This is a genomic window from Trichocoleus desertorum AS-A10 (genome assembly GCF_039962155.1).
GTDB lineage: Bacteria > Cyanobacteriota > Cyanobacteriia > FACHB-46 > FACHB-46 > Trichocoleus.
The window spans coordinates 14,074-36,546 of the sequence record NZ_JAMPKN010000020.1 but is presented as its reverse complement, the minus strand read 5'-3'; the positions used below and the strand labels follow the sequence as shown (position 1 = coordinate 36,546).

17 protein-coding genes are annotated in these 22,473 nt (G+C 50.6%); 7 read left to right on the top strand and 10 right to left on the bottom strand.

Features of this window, described 5'->3' with window-relative positions:
* Positions 1–9 precede the first annotated feature (9 nt).
* A complete protein-coding gene (gene trmD, locus NDA01_RS21275; RefSeq protein ID WP_190440914.1) occupies positions 10–705 on the bottom strand; it encodes a tRNA (guanosine(37)-N1)-methyltransferase TrmD in 696 nt (231 codons plus the stop codon).
* A gap of 298 nt (positions 706–1,003) precedes the next feature.
* Between trmD and NDA01_RS21270 the strand changes: the two genes are divergently transcribed.
* Positions 1,004–1,873, top strand: coding sequence for a cyanophycinase (locus tag NDA01_RS21270; protein WP_370527551.1), 870 nt, complete (start codon positions 1,004–1,006; stop codon positions 1,871–1,873).
* 593 nt (positions 1,874–2,466) lie between these two features.
* Complete coding sequence (gene cphA, locus NDA01_RS21265; protein ID WP_348229525.1) at positions 2,467–5,223, top strand: cyanophycin synthetase; 2,757 nt, start codon at positions 2,467–2,469, stop codon at positions 5,221–5,223.
* 106 nt (positions 5,224–5,329) lie between these two features.
* Here the strand turns inward: cphA and tatA are convergent, their stop codons facing one another.
* Positions 5,330–5,506: a twin-arginine translocase TatA/TatE family subunit gene (gene tatA, locus NDA01_RS21260; RefSeq protein WP_348229524.1), complete on the bottom strand. Its 177-nt coding sequence runs from the start codon at positions 5,504–5,506 to the stop codon at positions 5,330–5,332.
* A 91-nt stretch (positions 5,507–5,597) separates the two neighbouring features.
* A complete protein-coding gene (locus NDA01_RS21255) occupies positions 5,598–6,773 on the bottom strand; it encodes a serine/threonine protein kinase (protein ID WP_348229523.1) in 1,176 nt (391 codons plus the stop codon).
* A gap of 112 nt (positions 6,774–6,885) precedes the next feature.
* On the opposite strand from NDA01_RS21255, the gene NDA01_RS21250 reads away from it, so the two are divergent.
* Both NDA01_RS21250 and NDA01_RS21245 read left to right on the top strand, forming a co-directional pair.
* Positions 6,886–7,620: a phycocyanobilin:ferredoxin oxidoreductase gene (locus NDA01_RS21250; RefSeq protein ID WP_348229522.1), complete on the top strand. Its 735-nt coding sequence runs from the start codon at positions 6,886–6,888 to the stop codon at positions 7,618–7,620.
* Between the two features lie 26 nt (positions 7,621–7,646).
* Positions 7,647–8,192 carry a hypothetical protein gene (locus tag NDA01_RS21245; protein WP_199299230.1) on the top strand — a complete coding sequence of 182 codons (546 nt, stop codon included), beginning with the start codon at positions 7,647–7,649 and terminating at the stop codon, positions 8,190–8,192.
* Between the two features lie 286 nt (positions 8,193–8,478).
* Here the strand turns inward: NDA01_RS21245 and NDA01_RS21240 are convergent, their stop codons facing one another.
* Positions 8,479–9,297: a hypothetical protein gene (locus NDA01_RS21240; RefSeq protein ID WP_190440929.1), complete on the bottom strand. Its 819-nt coding sequence runs from the start codon at positions 9,295–9,297 to the stop codon at positions 8,479–8,481.
* Between the two features lie 98 nt (positions 9,298–9,395).
* Complete coding sequence (locus NDA01_RS21235) at positions 9,396–11,063, bottom strand: D-Ala-D-Ala carboxypeptidase family metallohydrolase (protein ID WP_348229521.1); 1,668 nt, start codon at positions 11,061–11,063, stop codon at positions 9,396–9,398.
* Between the two features lie 46 nt (positions 11,064–11,109).
* Between NDA01_RS21235 and NDA01_RS21230 the strand changes: the two genes are divergently transcribed.
* Positions 11,110–11,883 (top strand): HAD family hydrolase, encoded by a 774-nt coding sequence (locus tag NDA01_RS21230; protein ID WP_348229520.1) that lies wholly within the window; start codon positions 11,110–11,112, stop codon positions 11,881–11,883.
* 5 nt (positions 11,884–11,888) lie between these two features.
* Here NDA01_RS21230 and NDA01_RS21225 read toward each other — a convergent pair whose 3' ends face one another.
* Positions 11,889–13,241 carry a hemolysin family protein gene (locus NDA01_RS21225; RefSeq protein ID WP_190562099.1) on the bottom strand — a complete coding sequence of 451 codons (1,353 nt, stop codon included), beginning with the start codon at positions 13,239–13,241 and terminating at the stop codon, positions 11,889–11,891.
* Between the two features lie 356 nt (positions 13,242–13,597).
* Positions 13,598–14,728, bottom strand: a complete 1,131-nt coding sequence (locus tag NDA01_RS21220) for a glycine zipper domain-containing protein (protein ID WP_348229519.1) — start codon at positions 14,726–14,728, stop codon at positions 13,598–13,600.
* Positions 14,729–14,944: 216 nt separating this feature from the next.
* Here NDA01_RS21220 and mfd point away from each other — a divergent pair, with 216 nt between their 5' ends.
* Positions 14,945–18,502, top strand: coding sequence for a transcription-repair coupling factor (gene mfd / locus NDA01_RS21215; RefSeq protein WP_348229518.1), 3,558 nt, complete (start codon positions 14,945–14,947; stop codon positions 18,500–18,502).
* Between the two features lie 237 nt (positions 18,503–18,739).
* Here the strand turns inward: mfd and NDA01_RS21210 are convergent, their stop codons facing one another.
* Complete coding sequence (locus NDA01_RS21210; protein WP_348229517.1) at positions 18,740–19,261, bottom strand: hypothetical protein; 522 nt, start codon at positions 19,259–19,261, stop codon at positions 18,740–18,742.
* A 330-nt stretch (positions 19,262–19,591) separates the two neighbouring features.
* On the opposite strand from NDA01_RS21210, the gene NDA01_RS21205 reads away from it, so the two are divergent.
* Positions 19,592–19,933, top strand: coding sequence for a Mo-dependent nitrogenase C-terminal domain-containing protein (locus tag NDA01_RS21205; RefSeq protein WP_348229516.1), 342 nt, complete (start codon positions 19,592–19,594; stop codon positions 19,931–19,933).
* A 45-nt stretch (positions 19,934–19,978) separates the two neighbouring features.
* Here the strand turns inward: NDA01_RS21205 and NDA01_RS21200 are convergent, their stop codons facing one another.
* Both NDA01_RS21200 and cobW read right to left on the bottom strand, forming a co-directional pair.
* Positions 19,979–21,151 carry an LbetaH domain-containing protein gene (locus NDA01_RS21200; protein WP_348229515.1) on the bottom strand — a complete coding sequence of 391 codons (1,173 nt, stop codon included), beginning with the start codon at positions 21,149–21,151 and terminating at the stop codon, positions 19,979–19,981.
* Between the two features lie 72 nt (positions 21,152–21,223).
* Positions 21,224–22,294: a cobalamin biosynthesis protein CobW gene (gene cobW / locus NDA01_RS21195; protein ID WP_348229514.1), complete on the bottom strand. Its 1,071-nt coding sequence runs from the start codon at positions 22,292–22,294 to the stop codon at positions 21,224–21,226.
* Positions 22,295–22,473 lie beyond the last annotated feature (179 nt).

Sequence of the window (22,473 nt, the reverse complement as noted above, 5' to 3'; positions counted from 1 at the left end):
AAGGGCAACTTACACCTCCTGATCCTTCAACCACTTCTCATACAAATCGGGGCGGCGATCGCGAGTGCGTTGAATTTGCTGTTCTTGTCGCCAGCGATCGATTTCAGCATGGTTTCCAGAGCGCAAAACGGCTGGCACTTCCCACTCGCGAAACACGGCGGGTCGAGTGTAGTGCGGATAATCAAGTAGACCCGCTTCAAAGCTTTCCGCCTTAAGGGATTCCTCTTTACCCACCGTTCCAGGCAGCAAACGCACCGTACCATTCAGCAGCGTGAGTGCCGGAATTTCACCACAGGTCAGCACAAAATCCCCTAATGACACCTCACGAGTCACGAGGTGCAAGACTCGCTCATCCACTCCTTCGTAATGGCCACAAATCACCACCAGTTGGTCATAATTCGTTCCCAACTCCTGAAACATCGCCTGATTCATCGTTTGACCTTGGGGCGTCATTAAGATCACCTCTCGCCTCGGTAAAACAGGCAGGGACTCCACCGCCGCAAAAATTGGCTCTGGCTTCATCAACATGCCGACCCCACCCCCGTAGGGTTCATCATCCACACGTCGATGCTTGTCAGTCGCAAAATCACGTGGATTTGTGAGATGCACCGTAGCAATTTCTTTCGCTAAAGCCTTGCCCAACAAGCCCGAACTCAGCGGTGACGTAAAGAAGTCAGGAAACAAAGTAACAATGTCGAATCTCACAAAACCCTAACTTTTGAGAATGCAAATCTTGCCGAGACTGCTGACTATACCCTGAAACTGGCGCATACTTCTGATCGAGAGAGGCATTTGGCGATCGCTAGTGGTTAGTTCTCATGCCACCTTAAGAGCCGTCAGAAGAAACTAAGCAGTGATTTTTGAATTTCTTAAATTATGTTTAAATAATCTGACATTATGCCTATATTAGTTAAGCTCCAGGGTTAAAACTGCATGGCACTGGATGAACAGAAGCGGCATCCCTATTTCAATCAATCGGTTACTGGAGCGTCTGGTTCATTTTATGTCCAGGAGTAGCGTCGTGCCGCAGCTAGAATCTCAAACCCTCAAACAACAGATGCCTCAGTCCACGAAAACCGCTGTGATGATTATTGGGGGAGCGGAAGATAAAGTCCACGGCAAGGAAATCTTGACTTCCTTTTTTCATCGGTCGGGCGGTACAGATGCTCGGATTGCCATCATTCCCTGCGCCTCGCGAGAACCTGCCACGATTGGCGAACGGTACCGTACCATTTTTGAAGACATGGGTGCTAAGGCAATTGAAGTCCTAGATATCCGCGAACGAGAGCAGTGTGAGGACTCTCTCTGGCGTGCTTTTCTAGAGAGCTGTACAGGCGTGTTTATGACTGGGGGCGATCAGTTGCGGCTCTGTGCGCTGTTGGCAGACACAGAATTGATGGCAGAAGTGCGGCGACGGGCCGTGAAAGGTGAGATCACGCTGGCAGGCACCAGCGCTGGGGCGGCGGTCATGGGGCATCACATGATTGCCGGCGGTGGTAGTGGTGAGCATCCCAACCGCTCGCTGGTAGACATGGCTACTGGGTTGGCCATCATCCCAGAAATTATCGTGGATCAGCATTTCCATAATCGCAATCGCATGGCACGACTGATGAGTGCGATCGCGGCTTACCCGGATAAGCTGGGCATCGGCATCGACGAGGATACTTGTGCCCTATTTGAGGGCGATGGCTTGCTACACGTCCTGGGCAAAGGTTCTGTGACCGTTATTGACCCTGTGGATCTGAACTATACGAACCAACCCGATGCAGATGCGACAGAGCCACTGAGTATTCATAACTTGCGGGTGCATATCCTCAGCTACGGCGATCGCTACCAGCTCTACCAACGTCGGATCATGTCTCGCGAACCATAAAATCAGATTCCTGCGAACCTCTGGCTTAATGCTGATTTTGAAAAGCATTCAGCCTGAATTTGTCATACCCGAAGGTAGTCTCGGCTCCCCATCAGTTACCTTAGTATTGACTTCATGCTAGCCAGCAACTCTCAAACTTTTTTAACTAAAACTGCTCAATATGAACAGTTTTGCAGGTTCTTAAAGCTTGAAACTGCAAAGAACAGCTATCAGGTCAAGAGCTAAGCTTTGACTGGTTTTGCTATGTCGATTGTTTTTTGTATTGGTATGCTGATTTTATTGGGTAAATACCAGCCACCCTGGTAATACAGCGGCAGTTCCTCGATCCTCTACCTCAAAAAGAGCCAAGTAGTTCAGGCGATCGCTGCTACGCTGTTTTTTAAGTTTGACTCTAAATCTGCTGAACTTTGATTTGTTCTGATTTGTTGTAATTCATACTGGCAGAGATTGTAGTTTATCGAGCACCAAACTGTTCTTAGTAAACAATTTGAGGTTTATTGAAGCGAGAAACTGGATAGTTGCTTCTTTAAAGTCACCTCAACTCGTTATTGCATCTGCGTCCTCCCCACCCCCGAACACCCTCGGATAGCGTTATGAAAATACTCAAGATCCAGACACTACGCGGCCCTAACTACTGGAGCATTCGTCGTCATAAGCTGGTCGTGATGCGTTTAGATTTGGAGGATTTGGCAGAAAAGCCTTCCCACCAAATTCCTGGGTTTTATGAGGGGTTGGTGGCAGCGTTGCCCAGCTTAGACGATCACTTCTGCTCGCCAGGATGCCGGGGGGGATTCCTGAGCCGAGTCCGCGAAGGCACCATGATGGGGCATATCGTGGAGCATGTAGCTCTGGAGCTACAAGTGCTATCGGGTATGGAAGTTGGTTTTGGCCGCACCCGGGAAACGGCTACCTCTGGCACTTACCAAGTGGTGATCGAGTACTTAGATGAGCAGGCAGGTCGTTATGCCGCCAGAGCAGCAGTGCGCCTGTGCCAAAGCATTGTAGAAACGGGGAACTATCCTAAAGCTGAGCTAGAACAAGACTTGCAAGACTTGCGAGCTTACTGGGCCGATGCTTCGTTGGGTCCCAGCACCGAATCTTTGGTGCGCGAAGCAGAAGCGAGAGGCATTCCTTGGTTGCCAATTCCGGCTCGCTCCATGATTCAACTGGGGTATGGAGCGCATCAAAAACGGATTCAAGCAACCTTAAGCAATCACACTGGCATTTTAGGCGTAGAGCTGGCTTGCGATAAGGAAAGTACCAAGCAAATTCTCCACGAATCCGGTGTGCCTGTGCCACGGGGTATTGTAATTAATTACATGGACGAGCTGGAAGAGGCCGTAGAGCAAGTCGGTGGCTTTCCAATTGTCATCAAGCCGCTCAATGGCAATCATGGGCGTGGCATTACGCTCAACATTGACTCCTGGAAGATGGCCGAAGAAGCCTACGACGCAGCCAAGGAAGTGTCGCGATCGCTGATTGTGGAGCGGTACTACACAGGGCGCGACCATCGTGTATTGGTGGTGAACGGTAAACTCGTGGCCGTGGCTGAGCGCGTCCCCGCCCATGTGGTGGGTGATGGCCGCTCCACCATCGAACAATTGATTGAGTGGACTAATCAAGACCCCCAACGGGGCGAAGGTCATGACAATGTTCTGACCAAGATCACGGTCGATCGCACGAGTTGGAAGCTGCTAGATCAGCAAGGCTATACCCTGCAAACCGTACTGCCTCTGGGAGAAGTTTGTTATCTGCGGGCCACCGCCAACCTCAGTACCGGAGGGATCGCGATCGATCGCACCGATGATGTCCACCCAGAAAACATTTGGCTGGCCCAACGAGTTGCCAAAATCATTAACCTGGATATCGCTGGCATCGACATTGTTACCTCTGATATTTCGCGACCGCTGCGCGAAACCGGCGGTGTAATTGTTGAAGTCAACGCTGCTCCTGGCTTCCGGATGCACGTTGCGCCTAGCCAAGGTATTCCTCGGAATGTGGCAGAGTCGGTGATTAATATGCTGTTTTCGCCGGGGGCTGCTAGCCGCATTCCCATCATTGCGGTTACGGGCACCAATGGCAAAACTACTACGACCCGTTTGATTGCTCACATCTTTAAGCAAACCCAGCGCGTTGTGGGCTACACCACCACTGATGGCATCTATATTGATGATTATTTAGTGGAAAAGGGAGATACCACTGGGCCTCAAAGCGCCCAACTGATTCTCCGCGACCCCACTGTGGAAGTAGCAGTTCTAGAATCCGCACGTGGCGGCATCTTGCGCTCTGGCCTAGGCTTCGATGCCTGCGATATTGGCGTGGTGCTCAATGTCGCGGCTGACCACATGGGGCTAGGAGACATTAACACGCTAGACGATATGGCGCGGGTGAAAAGCGTGGTGGCAGAATCTGCCATGCCCAACGGCTACGCGGTGCTGAATGCTGATGATCCTCTCGTTGCAGGCATGGCTCGTAACGTCACAGCCCAAGTAGCTTACTTTGCCATGAATCCTGACAACGAAATTGTCCGGGCTCATGCTCAGCAAGGAGGTCTAGCCGCCATCTATGAAAATGGCTATCTATCGATTCTTAAGGGTGACTGGACGCTCCGCATCGAGCAAGCGATCCATGTGCCGCTGACCATGGGGGGACGTGCGCCCTTCATGATTGCTAATGCTCTCGCTGCGAGTTTAGCGGCTTTTGCACATGGAGTCAGAATTGAAGATATTCGTGCTGCTTTAATGAGCTTCCAAGCTTCAGCTGACCAAACACCAGGACGAATGAATTTGTTTGACCTCGGTCACTACCATGCCTTGGTGGACTATGCCCACAATCCTGCCAGTTACGAAGCCCTAGGAGGCTTTGTGAAGAATTGGACGGGAGAACGGATTGGTGTAGTCGGGGGGCCAGGCGATCGCCGCAATGAGGATTTTGTCACTCTGGGTAGGCTGGCAGCGGATATGTTCAATCGCGTGATCGTCAAGGAAGATGACGATACTAGAGGGCGAGCCAGAGGCGAAGCGGCGGAGTGGATTTGCCGAGGGCTGGAAGCAGCCAACCAAAGATGCCCCCACGAAATCATTCTGGATGAAACCAAAGCGATCAACTCTGCCCTCGATCGAGCTACACCAGGGAGCTTGGTTGTCATTCTGCCAGAGAGCGTGACTCGCGCTATTCAGTTAATTGAGGCCCGAAACCCGGTCGGCCATACCACAGCCACCCAGACGGCAGATCAGAATGGAGCCAGTACGTTGACCAATGGTCAAACTGTAAACGTCGCTTCAGTTGAGGTAAGCCAGTCCAACTCAGGCACAGCTCAAACAGAGTCTCAGTCTGCGTACACTTTTTAGAGTTTCAGTTTCCCCGGAGAGAGGTTAAGCACATCTAGACAGTTGTCTATGAGCTGTCTAGATGTGTTTGTTTTTGCTCTAAAAATTAGGGTCTGGCTCGGGCTGGTTATTCTTGATCTAAATCTGTAATATCATTCTCAGCATCAGGTTTTTGGACTTCTTCCTTAAACCCCCGCAGCGTTTTGCCTAGGGCGCTCCCTAGCTCAGGAATTTTTTTGGGACCAAAAATCACAATTGCCGCGATCGCAATAATCGCTACTTCCGGCCATCCTAGACCAAACATAGCCCTCTCCCTCTCCTGTCAACCATGCTTCACTCATTAACTATAGACGGGAGGAACGTCCGGTTTTGCAGAACTCCTCGATTTAGATGAATTAGGATTTGGCGAGCGGAATCTTGAGCCAAGTGCTGAGTTCATAGGCTAGCCAATCTAATTCTGCCGCTGTGAGAGATTGCGGCCCGCCTAGTTCATATTGCTGAGAGCCGACTGCGATCGCCAGCCTGGGCGCATCACCAGATTTTGTGTAGGTCACGCTGCGAATCTCTTGTCTACGCCCCACTTGAGGCCGCCCCTTGGATAGCCCCAACCGCTTTTGAGCTAGTGAGATTTCTTGGGCATCGATCCGCAAGCGAACTTGGCCTAATAAGGCTGGCATAATAATTTCCAAAGCCTTAGCATCTTTGCTCAGCGCTACTTTGCTATCAGCGGGTTTAGCCACCACTGCCACCGCTGCATTGCGAGTTTGGCCTTGTTCGAGGGCTTGTAAAGCAGCCTGAGCCGAAGTGAGCCGCCGCTCTAAGCTAGATTCGGTCATCCAACTGAGCCAATCGGCAAAGGCTGGACTCAAATCAGCCACTTGACCAAAATCAATTCGGGAACCACGCCGAGGCAAGCTAGAAGGGTGGGTGCCCGTGACCAAAGTGATCAAGGTTGCTCCCAAACTGTAAAGGTCGGATGCCGCGATCGCCCTGCCACTGAACTGCTCTGGCGGCATATAGCCATAGGTACCGACCACTGTAAAGTTGGTATTCTCCTCCGGCGTTGCAGCCCTAACCGAGCCAAAATCTACTAAATAGACTTGAATCGGGCGATCGCCAGAGGTATCGGTGAGCAAAATATTTTTCGGCTTGATGTCTCGGTGGATCACGGGGGGTTGTTGACCGTGCAGGTAAACCAAAATTTCTAGCAGTGCTTTGGCAACTTGCTTTGCTTGTGCTTCAGTCAAGGTTTTGCCGCCTTGGAGCAAGGTTTCCAAAGATTTCCCATGCACATAGGTTTGGATTAAAGCAAAGCCTTTACCATTGCGGAGGTTCAGCTCAAAGGAATTGAGATATTGCGGAATCGCCGGATGCGACAGATTCTTGAGCGTGTCGGCTTCGCGCTCAAACAACTTCAAATCGTCCCATTCAGTTTCATTGTCGAAGGACAGCAGCTTGATCACCACAAAGCCCTGAGTTTGCAAGTCACGAGCGAGGAGAGTTCGCCGTCCTGAGTTCTTGCCCAGTTGCTTTTGGATCTCGTAGCGATCGCCTAAAACTGGATTTGGCATTTTCTTCCGCCGTTATTGCCCTTAGAAATTCTTATAGCTTTGAATTCGTGCCCAAAGCAAGCTGATATTCTGAACCTACGACAGCATTCTTTAACAACTTCCAGTTTTTACCATGTCAGCGACCTCAATCCCCTCTCTCCGCGAACAACAACACCCTTTAATCCGTCAACTCGCAGATGCGATCGAATCTGTTTGGCAGCGCCATTTAGATTTATCTCCATATCCTTTCCCAGCGGAGTTAGGGTATGTCGAAGGGCGACTAGAAGGGGAAAAGCTGCTGATTGAAAATCGCTGCTACCAAACTCCTCAATTCCGGAAGTTGCACTTAGAATTGGCACGGGTTGGGAGCAATCTTGATATTTTGCATTGCGTCATGTTTCCTCGCACCAATTACGCTCTGCCTATGTTCGGCACCGACTTGGTAGGGGGTCGAGGACAGATTAGCGCCGCGATCGCAGATTTATCCCCGCTCAACGCCGACCGAACTCTTTCGGAGGCATATCGCACCGCTTTATCAGCCCTACCCAATCCTGAGTTTTCCCAAGCTCGGGCTTTGCCAGACTGGGGAGATATTTTCTCGGATTTTTGTCTGTTTATTCGCCCTGGCAGCGCTGAAGAAGAACAACAATTTCTCAGCCGAGTCGAAGGTTTTTTAACAGTTCACTGCCAACAGGCGAGCGCGTCTACTGCGGTGACTCCAGAGCAAGAAACCGAAATTCTTCAGGCTCAACGTTACTACTGCACCAAACAACAACAAAATGACAAAACCCGCCGCGTCCTTGAAAAAGCTTTTGGCGTAGATTGGGCAGACTATTACATGACCACTGTCTTGTTTGACTGCGTCTAAGCACCTCCGGCAACCTCCCAGAGCGCTTGGCGAAACACAGCAATAAGCGTGGGTTGCGATCGCTAAAAGGAGATGCCATCGTGCTACAGGGCAATCAGCCTACCGCCTGGCAATTTGATGCCAGGGACGCCTATGTACCTATCACCCATGAGGGAGCTGTAGTTGGGCTTTGCAAGCCTGATTATGCGGCTCAAATTGCCGCAGCTATGAACCAAGACCGCAAGTTGCGCCAAGCGTTGTATTTGGCATGCTATGACTTGGTTAGCCGCTCCGGGGGACACAACAGCCAGATTGACGGCTTGGTGCAGAAGTACTTAAATAAAACCGAGCCACCTAAGCAAGGAACAGCACTCATTGCGACCCTCCTCAAGCATCGCCAAGCTGAACTTGATTTGAACGATGATGAGTTCGCTCGCTTTTGTGACTCTTATCGGCTCTCCTACGGAGAACTGAAGAATATTTGGGTCGGCAAAGACATAGAACAACGACAACTGGGACCTTTGGCGCGGATTCTCGGCCAATCAATTGATGAAGTGATTGAAGCTTGGAAAGGCCCAGATGAAGATGATTGATGACTTTGCTATCAATCTCTTACGTTGTTGCAAGGCGCGTCATGCTTTGCAGGATGAAAAGCGTCTAGTTAACTTGTAGCTGACGAATCAATATATTTTGAAATCCTTAAAGTCATCTTTGATAGGTGACTTTAAGGATTTATAGAGACTGGTATAGCAAATATAAAACCCACCTATATGCAGCAATTAAAAAATATTGGCTGGGTTAGCTGATGAAGCTTGATCGATGGTCAAGGTGGTGGGGCTTCTAGAGCGCGATCGCCACTGCTATAACTTTCTATGACTTTTAGCGATGCGCTAAAGTGCGGTTAGTCCGGAAAGTAACGTTCGTGCCGTCAGTCGTTTGCTCTAGCACCAGCATCGGCGTAGGCTTCGCTTTCTGATCCCAATGAATTTGAGCAATGCGACCCTGAATGGTAGGTTGCCAGGTGTCGTTCTCCTCATGGGCAGGGCTGAGGTAGGTTTCTAAGCAGTCAATAATTTGGCTAATTGTGACCGAGGTGGGCTGAGTCGGCAGTTTCGTCAGCTTGATTTGAATCCGGAACAACACCCGCTTCGTGCCCTTTGGCAGGTCGCCCGGTTCGTATTCCACATCAAATACTTCATCTACAGCCCGACCTGCACTGGCAATTCCTACAGAACCCTGCTGGGCTTGGCTGGGTCGCAGAGCTAGGGAGATTTTTTCTTTAACTTTAATTTTAATTTGATTGACGATGGCAAAGTGGAAGACCTCTTCCGCCATCCGCATGCGCAGGTAGTCTAAATTAAATTCTCTGGAGTGAATTAGGTCGGGGTTCTTTTCCATCTTGCCGATGGTTTCCAGAGCCATCTTCAGCTTCTTCTGCATCTCCTTATTCTTCAAGTCGGCAAATCGCACCTGCTTTTGCAACTTACTGGCTTGCAAGTGAGAATAAACTCCTAACCCAACCAATAGGAGAAATAACCCGCCAGTGGTCATCATCCACGGCTGCATAGCACTATCATCAGGCTGCACAGGCTGAGGGGGAGGCACAGCCACCTTGGTTTTAACGGTTTTGACAGGTTTCGCAGTCTTGACAGGAGCTTGAGCCAACCAAGGTTCTATGAGAAAAAGAGGGGTTGACATAGTAAATCCAGGCCCAACGGTGACTTCTATTTTCAGAGTGCCCCGAAGCGGGGCTGTTGCATCACAAGCCGCAGCGAAAATACAGGTATCTAAAAATACTAGCGGAGCCAACGGGCTCGGTAGCTGCGAGCATCAATGTGGCTGAGATAGGGGAAGCTAGCGTATCGGCCTAGCCCCCCTGGCCACCAGGAATCTAGGAACCAGTAGAGCTGATCGCCTGTAAGCCCGTCGCAATAAAAGTCGATCGCGTCCCCAACAATATGGCGGCTGTTAGACACACCACCGACTCTAGCATTGATTTCTGGGGGACGGTACCAACTAGTGACCTGGAAAGGACGACCAATCCGCTCCCGGGCTTGTTGCGCTAGACGAGCAATGCGGACAATCGCATCGACTGTGGTTTGGTCGGGTGGCATGCGAGTGCCGCCGTGAGTGGCCTCAGCCCAGCTAAAAGTCCCATTGGGAATGATGGAGGCATAAAGCTGAATATTGCCAGGAGTCCAGCGGGCAGGACGCTTGGGCAAGATCAACGGTTTCGGTTTGGGGGGGGCTTCTGGGGCATCTCGACGCGCTTGCTGCATCCGCCTCACGTCTTCAAACAGAGATCGAATGGTTTGGTCACGAGTAGTTAACCCGCGCCAAAGCTGCACCAAACGAATTAATGCTTCTCGTTGCTCTTCAGTTTCTTGATACTCACCCGGAATCCGCTCAATAAATTCGAGCAGTTCGCGATCGAGTTGAGTTGCTGCGTTGGTGAGAGCAGTTTTATTGGTAGTGCTAGCAGACAATGTGTTTGGGTTAATGCCTAACGCAGCCAGAGCTGTGGTGCGGGAATCAAGACCCCGCCACAGCCGAAAAGCTTCTGTTAGAGCATTTCGTTGCTCTCCTTTGCCTTGGTAGTACTGTGGCAAGCGCTGGGCAAAGGCAACTAGAGCAGGATCGAGGATCTTTAATCCTGGCTCTGGGGAGGTGTCTTTTTCTAGAGAGGCGATCGCAGCCTCACGGGAATCGAGTTGTCGCCACAGTTGAGTCAGTCGAACTAAAGCTTCGCGCTGATGAGGGTAGCCTGAATAGTTACGAGAAATGCTTTGCATAAACTGAATCAGAGCTTTGTCTAGGTAAGACTCGTCTACGGATTCAGGGTCAGCATCAACGGGCGTTTTCAGGTTGAGAGAGGCGATCGCAGCCTCACGGGAATCGAGTTTGCGCCAAATCCGTAGGGCTTCTAGAAAAGCATCTCTTTGGTAAGGCAAGCTTCTGTAATAACTAGGTAGGCGATCGACTAAAGTCAGTAGTGCACTGTCTAGGTAAGCCAGGTTTTGTGGCAACCCTTCGGCTTTGAAGTCAATGGCTAAATCGTCCAGGTAAGCTTGCAGCAGAGCTTGAGGGTTTGAGGATTCTAGGCGGGCGGAGGCTTCGTTATTGGCTGGCGGTGTATAACCTGCTGCTGCCGCTTGAATAAATCTGTTACCGTAGCGTCCTGCTTCGTTACTCCATAGGTCAGTGGCTTTCCATCCTTGGGCGACTAGGCTATCGGTGATGCTGCGAATCGTGTTAGCGGCATATTGCACTTGAGCCGCAAAAGTATTGACTTGCCCGAGGGGAATCCGGTTGGCAGGTGCAATCCCTAGCCCAGTTTCGCCATCTTCCAGCGTTGGCTTACCTTGAACCTGATAAAGTGCTGCCAGGATGGGTTTATGAATTCCGGCTCGTTCTGCCTCTAATAAGTAAAGGTAGTTGCGCTGGTCTGGTGTCAGTTTTGCCATAAGCTACAGCACTCAATTGACCTAATCATTACAGTTACTAACCAAGATGCCTTTAACGCTACTGTCTCAGGCTTTAGTCGCTAATTCCCTTAAGAATGTTTGCCTAGTGGCCACCGACATGGACGGCACACTGACGCAGAATGGCAAATTTACGCCCACCTTACTACAAGCTTTGGAGCAGTTAGCTGCGGCGGAAATCCAAGTTTTGATTGTCACCGGGCGATCGGCAGGTTGGGTGGGTGGCTTGGTCAACTATTTGCCCATTTGGGGAGCGATCGCGGAAAACGGCGGTATGTTTTACGCTAGCCAAACTGAGACTCCAATCGCGTTGGTGACAATTCCTGATTTAGCCTTGCATCGCCAAAAGCTGGCCCAAACTTTTCAGCGCCTACAAGCCGATTTTCCGCAACTACAAGAATCTGCCGACAATCGTTTTCGCGTCACAGATTGGACATTTGATATTCAGAGGCTGAGCTTACCGGACATTCAAGCCATTAATGCCTACTGCCAAGATCAAGGCTGGGGCTTCACCTACAGCAATGTCCAAGGCCACATCAAGCCAATTGAGCAGGACAAAGCGACTGGGTTACGCCAAGTTCTAGGTCAGTACTTTCCTGAGCACACGGCTCAGCAGGTCGTCACAGTGGGCGATAGCCCTAATGATGAAAGCTTGTTTGATGCCGATCAATTTCCCCTATCCGTGGGGGTCGCTAATGTTAAACACTATGCGGATCAACTCGTGCATCAACCGACTTACATCACACCAGAACCAGAAGGTAAAGGATTTTGTCAGCTCGCTGATTGGCTATGTCAGCATTAAAATTTTTAATTAGAGCTTCTAGGTTGAGAAGGCTCATCACTAGAGCTAGTACCCTCCTCAGAGGCAATAGGCATTACTAAGACTTTATCGACGCGGTTTCCATCCATATCCATCACCTCAAAGCGTAGCCCTTGCCAGTCAAAGTGATCTGCAGCGGTGGGGATGTGGCCTAGATGCATGACTACAAAACCACCTAGCGTATGATAATTACCTTTTTCTTCTCCAGGAATTTTATTAATTTCAAGAATGTCTTTGAACTCATCCACTGATAGCATTCCGTCTAGCAGCCAAGAGCCATCCTCACGCTGGACGGCGTAGGGCTCCTCTAAGTCCTCAACTGAAGGAATGTCACCGACGATCGCCTCTAGGATGTCATTGAGGGTTACGAGTCCTTGAATCACTCCATACTCATCCACGACAAACGCGATATGAGTACTGGATTTCTTGAACAACTCTAGAACTGAAAGGGCGCGAGTACTCTCTGGAATAAACAGCGGTTGCCGCAAATTAGTAGCTAAATCGATTGGTTCTCCAACTAGACTCCGTACTAGCAAGTCATTGACATGCAAGACCCCCAAGACGCTATCGATACCACCCTGACACACCGGAAACCGGGAATGCACTCCTTCCGTGATTTTCTGACGGTTTTCTTCTGAGGAGTCTTCTAGGTCAAGCCAGACAATATCGGGGCGGGGTGTCATCAAGCCATTGGCGCGGCGATCGCCCAAGCGGAACACCCGCTCCACCATGTCTTGCTCAACTTCTTCAAAGGTGCCCGCTTCAGTTCCTTGTTGCAGTAAGACTTTGATTTCCTCTTCAGTCACCATTGGCTCGTCGGAGGGTCGAATGCTGAGCAATCGCATCACCATATCTGTCGAGGCGCTCAGGAGATGGACCACTGGCGCGGCGAACATTGCCAACATCCGCATGGGGCCAGCCACGGAGGAAGCCACTCTTTCTGGGTTGTTTAGCGCCAGTTGCTTAGGCACCAGTTCCCCGATAATCAGGGTTAAGTAGGTGACGATGACAATTGCTATACCCGAGGCGATCGCCTCTCGGTATGGAGCTAAGGCGGGGATCAAGGCGAAGAGCGGCCCAATTCTTTTAGCCAGCGTGGATTCCCCCACAGCACCAGACAGAATGACAATCAGCGTGATCCCAATCTGGACGGTTGCTAAGAATTGGTTTGGAGCACTTGCTAGGTCGAGGGCTGTGCGAGCTTTGGCATTCCCCTCATTGGCCATCTGCTGGAGTCGCACTTTGCGCACCGAGACGATCGCCATCTCCGAGAGCACGAAGACTCCGTTGGCAAAGGTCAGCAAGATAAGGATGAGGAAATCAAAAAGAAAAGAGGACATTCCTGAGTTGCCTGTGATTGTGGCGAATCGCGCCTAATGTCTTAAGTATCTTAATATTCAGAATCAAAGGTTCTAAACATTCCAAGACTCTAAGGTGCAGTTTTTGCCCAAGCTTAACAAGTATCAGCCAACACGATTGAAGCAAATATTGTTGCGATCGCCTCACCTCTCAACCATACAAGCAGATCGCGGCTAGCTTAGCTGCTTTGGCTTAGCCTTCTACAACTACCGTCCATAATTAAAGCCTCCGACTCCCTTCTAATGGGGAGCGGAGGCAGTTGTTTCTAGCGTTGTGGCACGTTAGCTAACTATCTCAGGGAATCAGATTCAGACTCTACATTCCAGAGATGGGTTGCTTAGGACTGGTAGCGCTTCTTGGTTTCTTCGTCAGTAGTCAGGGAATCAATGGAGCGATCGGTGATCAACTTAGGATTCGTTGCAGGAGGAGGCGTGATCACAGGCGTAGTGTTTACATCAAGCAGGGGATCTACACCCAGTAGGGGATCTCTGTAGAGATCTCGGTTAACCGATGTGGATGAAGTTGGGCTAGTCGAGGGTTGGCTACCTAAGATGGGCTTAGCTTTATCTGCGATCGCGTCTTTAGCCTTGTCTGCGGTGCCTTTAACAGAATCCTTCACAGAGTCAGCCATGCCACGCACGTTCACGTCGTCAACTTTGCTCTTGACAGAGTCGCTGATCCCGCGAACATTCGCTTCATCGACCTTGCTCTTGACAGAGTTGCTAACGCCACGCACGTCAGCTTCTTCGATCTTGTGCTGTACGGAGTCAGTCACGCCACGCACATTTGCTTCATCGATTTTGCTCTTGACAGAGTTACTGACGCCACGCACGTCGGCTTCTTCGATCTTGTGCTGTACGGAGTCAGTCACGCCACGCACGTTGGCTTCATCAATTTTCTGTTTGACGGAAGCACTCACACCCTGAACGTCAGCTTCCTCAATTTTGTGCTGCACAGAGTCTGTAACACCGCGAACATTCGCTTCGCTGATTTTTTGCTTCACAGAATCGGTGATGCCATGAACATCAGCTTCCTCAATTTTCTGTTTGGCAGAATTAACAGCACCCTTTAGGTCAGTCTCGTTGACTTTTTCTTTGACGGTTTCAACTACACCTTCCACCTGGTGAGTCACGCCATCAACGGCGTCCTTCATGGTGTGAACTGCACTATCGAGCTTTTGGTCAATGCCTTCTGCGGCCTGGTTACCAATTGCTGCACCTGCGATCGCGCCACCTACAGCACCGACGGCTGCACCTAGGCGTCCACCGACCATTTTACCAATTGTGGCTCCAGCAATACCACCACTAGCCGCGCCAATAGCTTCGGCAACGATGTGATTAGTCGCTTGACCTTTGTCAGAAGCAGACTCCTGGGGCTGAATCTCAGCGGTCGTCTCTACGATTTCCACGTCGATCGGCGCTAGATTGTCGTCGTTACTCATGAATGGTGAGTTGTTGATACTAGTCATAAAAAACTCCCTGGCGATTCTATAAACTTTCCTTATTTCCTCTAAGCTTATCGATTAAAAAAGGAGCTGACCTCTCCAGGAGGGGGAGATCCAGCAGTTTGGATGTCCCCTGATAGAGGTATTCCGCCCTCGAAAAGCAACGGCTTCTGCTCAGGCTTCTACAATATAAAGATAGGTAAACACTCTTGGCTGTTCGCTGCTCCGGTTCCAGAATCTATGGCTTTCTCCTCAATTATTCGTGCCCTTGGGCGATCGCCCCTCACTAACGAGCTATTAGCCAAGCTGAAACAGCAACAACTTCTAAAGCTCAACGGTGTGTCTCGCATCCCTAAGGGCTTGGTAGCATCGGCTCTAGCTCAAGCTGGCCCCCGCAACTTGTTAGTAGTGACTGCCACCCTAGAAGAAGCAGGCCGCTGGACTGCACAACTAGAAGCAATGGGCTGGCAAACGGTTCATTTCTATCCCACCTCCGAAGGATCTCCCTACGAACCCTTTGACCTGGAGTCAGAAATGGCTTGGGGCCAGTTACAAGTCTTAGCGGATTTGGTAGGTAGCCAAGCAGCTACCAGCAATGGGAATGGTCAAGGTGCGGAGACGAGCCGAACCGCGATCGTCGCCACAGAGAGAGCTTTACAGCCCCACTTACCCCCTATCGATGCCTTCCGTCCCTATTGCCTGAGATTGCAACGAGGGACTGAAGTTGATCTCAATGCTTTTAGCAATGAACTGACCCGTTTAGGCTACGAGCGCGTTTCCCTCGTAGAAACAGAAGGCCAATGGAGCCGCCGAGGAGACATTGTGGATGTGTTTCCCGTCGCCGCCGAACTCCCGATTCGTCTGGAATGGTTTGGTGATGAACTCGACAAAATGCGGGAGTTTGATCCAGCAACTCAGCGATCGCTCGACTCGATCAATCATCTCGTCCTCACGCCCACCAGTTTTAGCCCGATCGTCAGAGCTGCGTTTATAGGCGAGAAGTCAACAGCGCTAAAAACCTATCTCAACCCCGCCGAACAGGAAAAGTTTGAGCAAGACCAACCCTTAGCAGGTCTGCGCCGATTTCTGGGATTAGCCTTTGATCAGCCAGCTTCTTTGCTCGACTACTTGCCAGAAAATACCTTGATTGCCTTAGATGAACCGGAGCAGTGTCAGGCTCACGGCGATCGCTGGTTTGAGCATGTGGAGGAGCAGTGGAAGGATGAAGGAGGTAAGGGAAAGGATGAAGGAGGAGGGATGAAGGATGAAGGGGAGAGTTCTCTTCTGCCTAAGATCCATCGTTCCTTTCAAGAGTCACTCGCCGAAGTCGAATGTTTCGATCGCCTCTATCTCTCAGAACTGGTAGAAGAAGTTGTAGGTGCTGCTCCGTCTCTCAACCTCGCTAGTCGTCCAGTTAATGCCACTCCGCATCAGTTTGGTAAGTTGGCGGAGACGATTCGAGGAGAGCGCGATCGCGGATTTTCGGTGTGGTTGGTGTCAGCGCAGCCTTCGCGATCGGTGTCGCTGTTGCAGGAGCACGATTGTCCGGCGCAGTTTGTCCCAAATTCAAGAGATTATCCCGCGATCGAGAAGCTTCAGATTCAGCGGGTGCCTGTAGCAGTCAAGTATTCGGGCCTCGCAGAGATTGAAGGGTTCGTTTTACCGACCTTCCGCTTGGTGGTGGTCACAGACCGAGAATTTTTTGGTCAGCACACCCTAACAACTCCCAGCTATGTGCGGAAGCGGCGACGGGCGGCCTCTAAGCAGGTTGACCCGAATAAGCTACAACCGGGGGACTTTGTTGTCCATAAAAGTCATGGCGTGGGCAAGTTCCTCAAACTAGAGAGCTTGACGATCAACCATGAAACTCGCGAATACCTGGTGTTGCAGTATGCCGATGGTTTGTTGCGGGTGGCAGCCGATCAAGTAGGGTCGCTGTCCCGGTTCCGAGGGGCTGGGGATGCGGTGCCAGAGTTGAACAAAATGTCCAGCAAGGCCTGGGAGAAAACCAAGAGCAAAGTCCGCAAGTCAATCAAAAAGTTGGCAGTGGATCTGCTGCAACTGTACGCCCAGCGATCGCAACAGCAAGGCTACACCTACCCCACAGACATGCCTTGGCAGCAGGAAATGGAGGACTCCTTCCCCTACCAACCCACCCCTGACCAACTGAAGGCGACCCAGGATGTCAAACGGGATATGGAAAATTCCCGTCCGATGGATCGCTTGGTTTGCGGAGATGTTGGCTTCGGCAAAACAGAAGTAGCAATTAGAGCCATCTTCAAGGCAGTCACGGCGGGCAAGCAAGTCGCGCTACTAGCTCCCACCACGATCCTGACGCAGCAGCACTACCACACGCTGAAGGAACGCTTTGCCCCCTACCCGATTCAAGTGGGTCTACTGAATCGCTTCCGCACCGCTGAGGAACGCCGCCAAATTCAGCAACGCTTAACCACCGGAGAGCTAGATATTGTCGTGGGCACCCATCAACTCTTGGGTAAAGGCGTTGCTTTCCGAGATTTGGGCTTGTTGGTAGTGGATGAAGAACAGCGGTTTGGGGTGAACCAAAAGGAGAAGATCAAAAGCCTTAGAACCCAAGTGGATGTGCTGACCCTCAGCGCCACCCCGATTCCCCGAACGCTCTATATGGCGCTGTCTGGAGTGCGAGAAATGAGCCTGATTACCACACCACCGCCTTCTCGTCGTCCGATCAAAACTCACTTGTCTCCTTTTGACTCCGAAACGGTGCGATCGGCGATTCGTCAAGAACTCGATCGCGGCGGTCAAATCTTTTATGTGGTTCCCAGGGTAGAGGGGATTGAGGAAACTTCAGCTAAAATCCGCGAAATGGTGCCAGGAGCAAGGCTCGCGATCGCCCATGGCCAAATGCCAGAGGCTGAGCTGGAATCCACCATGCTCACCTTCAGCAATGGGGACGCAGATATTCTCCTTTGCACCACAATCATTGAATCGGGTTTAGATATTCCACGCGTGAACACCATCTTGATTGAAGACGCCCAGCGCTTCGGCTTGTCGCAGCTGTATCAGTTGCGCGGTCGGGTGGGCCGAGCAGGGATTCAAGCCCATGCCTGGTTGCTCTATCCCAAACAAAGTCAGCTTTCTGATACTGCACGCCAGCGGTTGCGCGCGATTCAGGAGTTTACTCAACTCGGTTCTGGCTATCAACTGGCAATGCGGGATATGGAAATTCGGGGTGTGGGGAATTTGCTGGGGGCAGAACAGTCGGGTCAAATGGATGCAATCGGGTTCGACCTCTATATGGAGATGCTGGAGGAATCGATTCGGGAGATTCGCGGCCAAGAGATTCCCAAGGTGGACGATACGCAAATCGATCTCAGCGTGACTGCCTTTATTCCGGCTGATTACATTCCCGATCTCGATCAGAAGATGAGTGCTTATCGCGCGATCGCTTCAGCCAGTACCAAGGCGGAGTTGACGCAAACAGCGGCGGAATGGAGCGATCGCTATGGCACGATCCCACCCGCAGCTCTGCAATTAATTCGGATTGTAGAGCTGAAGCAGACTGCTAAGAAGCTAGGTTTCTCTCGCATCAAGCCTGAGGGCAATCAACATGTGGTGCTAGAAACGCCGATGGAGGAGCCTGCCTGGAATTTGCTGAAGGCAAACTTGCCAGATCATCTGCAATCTCGGTTTGTCTATACGCCGGGTAAAGTGACGGTGCGAGGTTTGGGAGTGTTGGGTGTGGAGCAGCAGTTGGCGAATTTGATTGATTGGTTGGGGCGGATGCAGGGGGCTTTACCGGAGCCTGCTTTGGTTTAGTTTGGTTTGACTAAACCCAGAGCTTGGGGGCGCTTGCCCCCAAACCCCCGCTGAGGGACGGTTGCGTCCCTCAGACTCCCTGCAAACGGGTTCTTTTGTGAGTGCTTCGATTCCTTAGTTGGCTAATTTTGTCTTTGATCTCTCAACTTTTTTCTTCTAACTCCTCACTTCTTACACCTCACCCCTTTCATCCCTCTCATCCTCCCTCCTCTTTCATTCTTTCCTACTCCTCTCTCCTCACTTCTCTTCACATCGTGGCTCGTAATAAAGCTGAATGAAGTCGGTAAATTGTTTGTAGCCCATGCGGGTAAAGCTGGTGGCGATCCCGTCTCCTAGGCAGTATTCGTAGTCGTAGATGGTGGTGTTGCCTGTGAATTGGGTTGATAGCTCTTGCCAGGTAGGGGGTTGGTAGCCGAAAACGAATTGAAAAAATTTGACGGCTTCTGCTTGGTCGTAGGTAAAGTCGTCGGCGTTGGGGTTGGCGGCTACGTTCAAGTTGATGTATTTAGCGCGGTTGTTGACGAAGGTGATTGACCACTCGGTTTGGGGAAATTTGGGAAATAGTTGATGCAATCGAGTTGCAGAATAGGTGTAGGTCACGCCATCTGGGGTGGTGAGGCGAGTCTGATAGGAACCAAAGGTGCGCTCGATGGTTTGAGGGGTTTGGTTGAGCACGGGTTGCCCTGCTCTAGCTGGATCTGTCAGTAGACCTGTAAGGACTAATCCAGCTAAGGCAAGACTACAAAACCGAACGTTCATAATTTAAAGTCAGATTGCTGTTCATAAACTTCAACTGAACATCTAGTTTTTCAGGGCAGTAAAACGAAAGTTTTTCCTATTAAAAGGATGAGTCTGAATTGAAACAGTTTCTAAGGGCAAAAATCTGGTAGTTTTTGCTACAAATTTGCAGATTTCATCAGAGATTTATCAAAAATCACCCGTTTATATTTGCCACTTTACGGAACAATTCGCTAGCATTTGTATCGTTATGTATGGGAATGTTAAGAGCGTCTGCTACCCGCGATCGCGCAAAGCATTGCTGAGAGCATCGCCGCCATTCCTAACTCTCTCTTACTTGGAACGCATGTTATGGCGTCAACAAATCAAGTTAGTTTCGACCTGTTCCATGCAGCAGCGGCTCCCGCCAAAGGCTCATCTACGTTTAAGGCTCAGTTTGACGCTCTCAAGCCTTTACGACAGTGGCTAGATGGCATCGAAATCAAGACTCCTGAAGTAGCTCATTTTCTCGCTAAGACAATTCCTGCTCAGTGCCCTTTTGAAAGAGACATTACTCTCTTTGGCCGCAGGGTGGCTCACATTCCGCCACTGTGCAAACTCAATCCTCTATACGAGGAATTGGTGGGCCTCCGATTTCGTGCCCTCTGCTACTTAGTAGACGAGTGTGGTGAGGACATTCAAGCCTATTCTTAGACCCTATTGCTAAATAGGGTTTTGATTAGCTTTGCTCTAGGAGTTTTAATTAGTTTTCAACACATCTGCTTGATTTTGCGCTGTGATCACAGCTTGCGGCGGCACCTGGGTTCCGTCCCGTAGCGTCACTCCCACTACAACGGCTCCCGTGCCAATCGTGACGTTGTTACCGACTTGAGAGCGAAACAAGATTGCGTCGTCTGCGATCGCCAGGTTATCGCCAACTTCTAGAGGGCCGTGGAAGACAACGTTGTCGTCTGTATTTAAGTTTCTGCCAATTCGGATACTGGTGCCTTTGAGGGCATGAAAGGTAACTCGGTCCTCAATCGCGGCATTCTCGCCAATGATGATTGGTGAACCTTCATCGGCTCGAATCGAGGTACGTTGACCCACCACACTGTTACTACCCAAACGAACATCACCCACAATCCGCACAAATTGATCGATTTGAACGTTCTGGCCTAAGGTGGGTCGCACGGGTTTTGGGTTCCAGGAGGTTCGGGGGGCGGGGCTAATACCAGTGACGGCATCGAATCCCTGCGATCGATAGAGTTCACTATAATGCTCTGCAAACTCTTCGTTTACTTCTAAAACTTCTTTTTGAAACTCTGCGTTGTCTGCTGTTTTTAGCGGTAAAGCATCTGCTTGAGCTTGCGTGGTAACGACTGCACCAATGGGTACCAGACGGTTTTTGCCAATCCGCACGTTAGTTAGCTTAGCCCCATGCAGCACAAAAGCTCCATCTTCTAGGATGGTGTTCTGCAGTCGTGCATTAAAACCGACGAAGGTGAAGTTACCAATTTTGGAATTCTCAATACTGGCTTGGTGAGCAATGCTGACTTGGTTTCCAGCGCTACTCGATCTGCGGCCACAGGCACTAGTGGGAGCAAGAGTGCGGCGACGGGCGATGAAGAGAATATTGTCTTGAAGATTCGTTTCATTGCCAATGCAGATGTGCGTGTCAGGATCGGCCCTTAAAACCGTGTTGCCAGCCACAAACACCCGCTTGCCCACAGCAACATTGCCAAATAGCTCCACTAAGGGGCTGATAAAGCTGGAATTGACCACAACTGGGGTGGGGCGAAACAAGCTGGTTAAGGAACTTGGCGTTGCAGCCAAGGTAACAGCCGCAACCAACACAATGCCCAAAATAAAGCCAACGCTTAGAAAACTCTGTGGTAGCTTTTTTAAGCGTTGATTGATAGAAACAAATTTCACAGCGCAACCAATAAACGAGATACTAGCTATTTCTAGCTGACAGCTTAACTCTCAGGTTGGTTTCCTGCTGATTTAGTTTGCCGCACCTAGCAATTGCGACTCAATCTTGGCAGCATCGATCGCACGACCAATAAATACTAGGCGCGTCTCTGGAGTCTCATCGGCTTGCCAGGGGCGATCGTAGAAGCGCTCAAAGCGTTTACCCACACCTTGCAACACCAATCGCATCGGCTTGTTGGGTACTGCCACAAATCCCTTAATTCGGTAGATTTCTTGCTCTTGCACCAGAGTTTCTAGTTGGCGTTGTAGTTGGTCCGGGTCAAAGCTTTGGTGCAAAACAACGTGAGTTGAGCTGATATCGTCATCATGGTCATGCTCTTCCTCGGTGTCGTGGTGACTGGGGCGCTCCTCCAGGTTATCTTCCACCGCTGCCTGGAAGCCTAGCAACACATCTGGGCTGAGTTGCCCGCGATCGCTCGCCACAATCTTCACCGCTCTGGGCAATTCTTGCTGAATCAGTTCTAGGGCTTGAGTTTGGGCCTCAGCATCGACTAAATCCGTTTTGTTCAGCACCACCAGATCAGCACAGGCGAGTTGATCTTCAAACAACTCTTGCAAGGGGGTTTCATGATCCAGATTGGGGTCAGCTTGCCGCTGTGCTTCTAGGGCTTGCAAGTCACTCGCCAGCGTTCCCTGAGTCACTGCTTCACAATCCACCACCGTCACCACACCATCCACCGTCGCAGCATTGCGGATTTCGGGCCAGCGAAACGCTTGAATCAGTGGCTTAGGCAGCGCTAAACCAGAGGTTTCAATCAAAATACAATCCAGCTCATCTCGCCGTTTGATTAGCTCCAGCATCGTCGGCAAAAACTCTTCCTGCACCGTGCAGCAGAGACAGCCATTCGTCAGCTCCACAATATTAAGGGCGTTGACCGCACTCACTGGCTGTTCCTCACCCGACTCATCTGGACACACTTGGCAAGAGCGTAGCAAATCGCCATCAATGCCCAACTCGCCAAACTCATTTACCAACACCGCAATTCGCCGACCTTGGTTGTTTTGCAACACATGGCGAATCAGGGTCGTTTTACCACTGCCAAGGAAGCCAGTAATGACAGTAACAGGAATTTTTGCAGCCATGCCTAAACTCAAAAAGGGCTTGAAAACGGTTCAAAGAGACTCGAAAAAGGGAGGCTCGAAAAGGGCGATCGCTGACCCAAATACCGCTTGTTCAGGTTATCACTGCAAGCAGGATGCCTTCAAGCTAATAATCCTGCAAGCTCAGTGACTGCTTTACAACCACCAAGCCTCCAGGATTA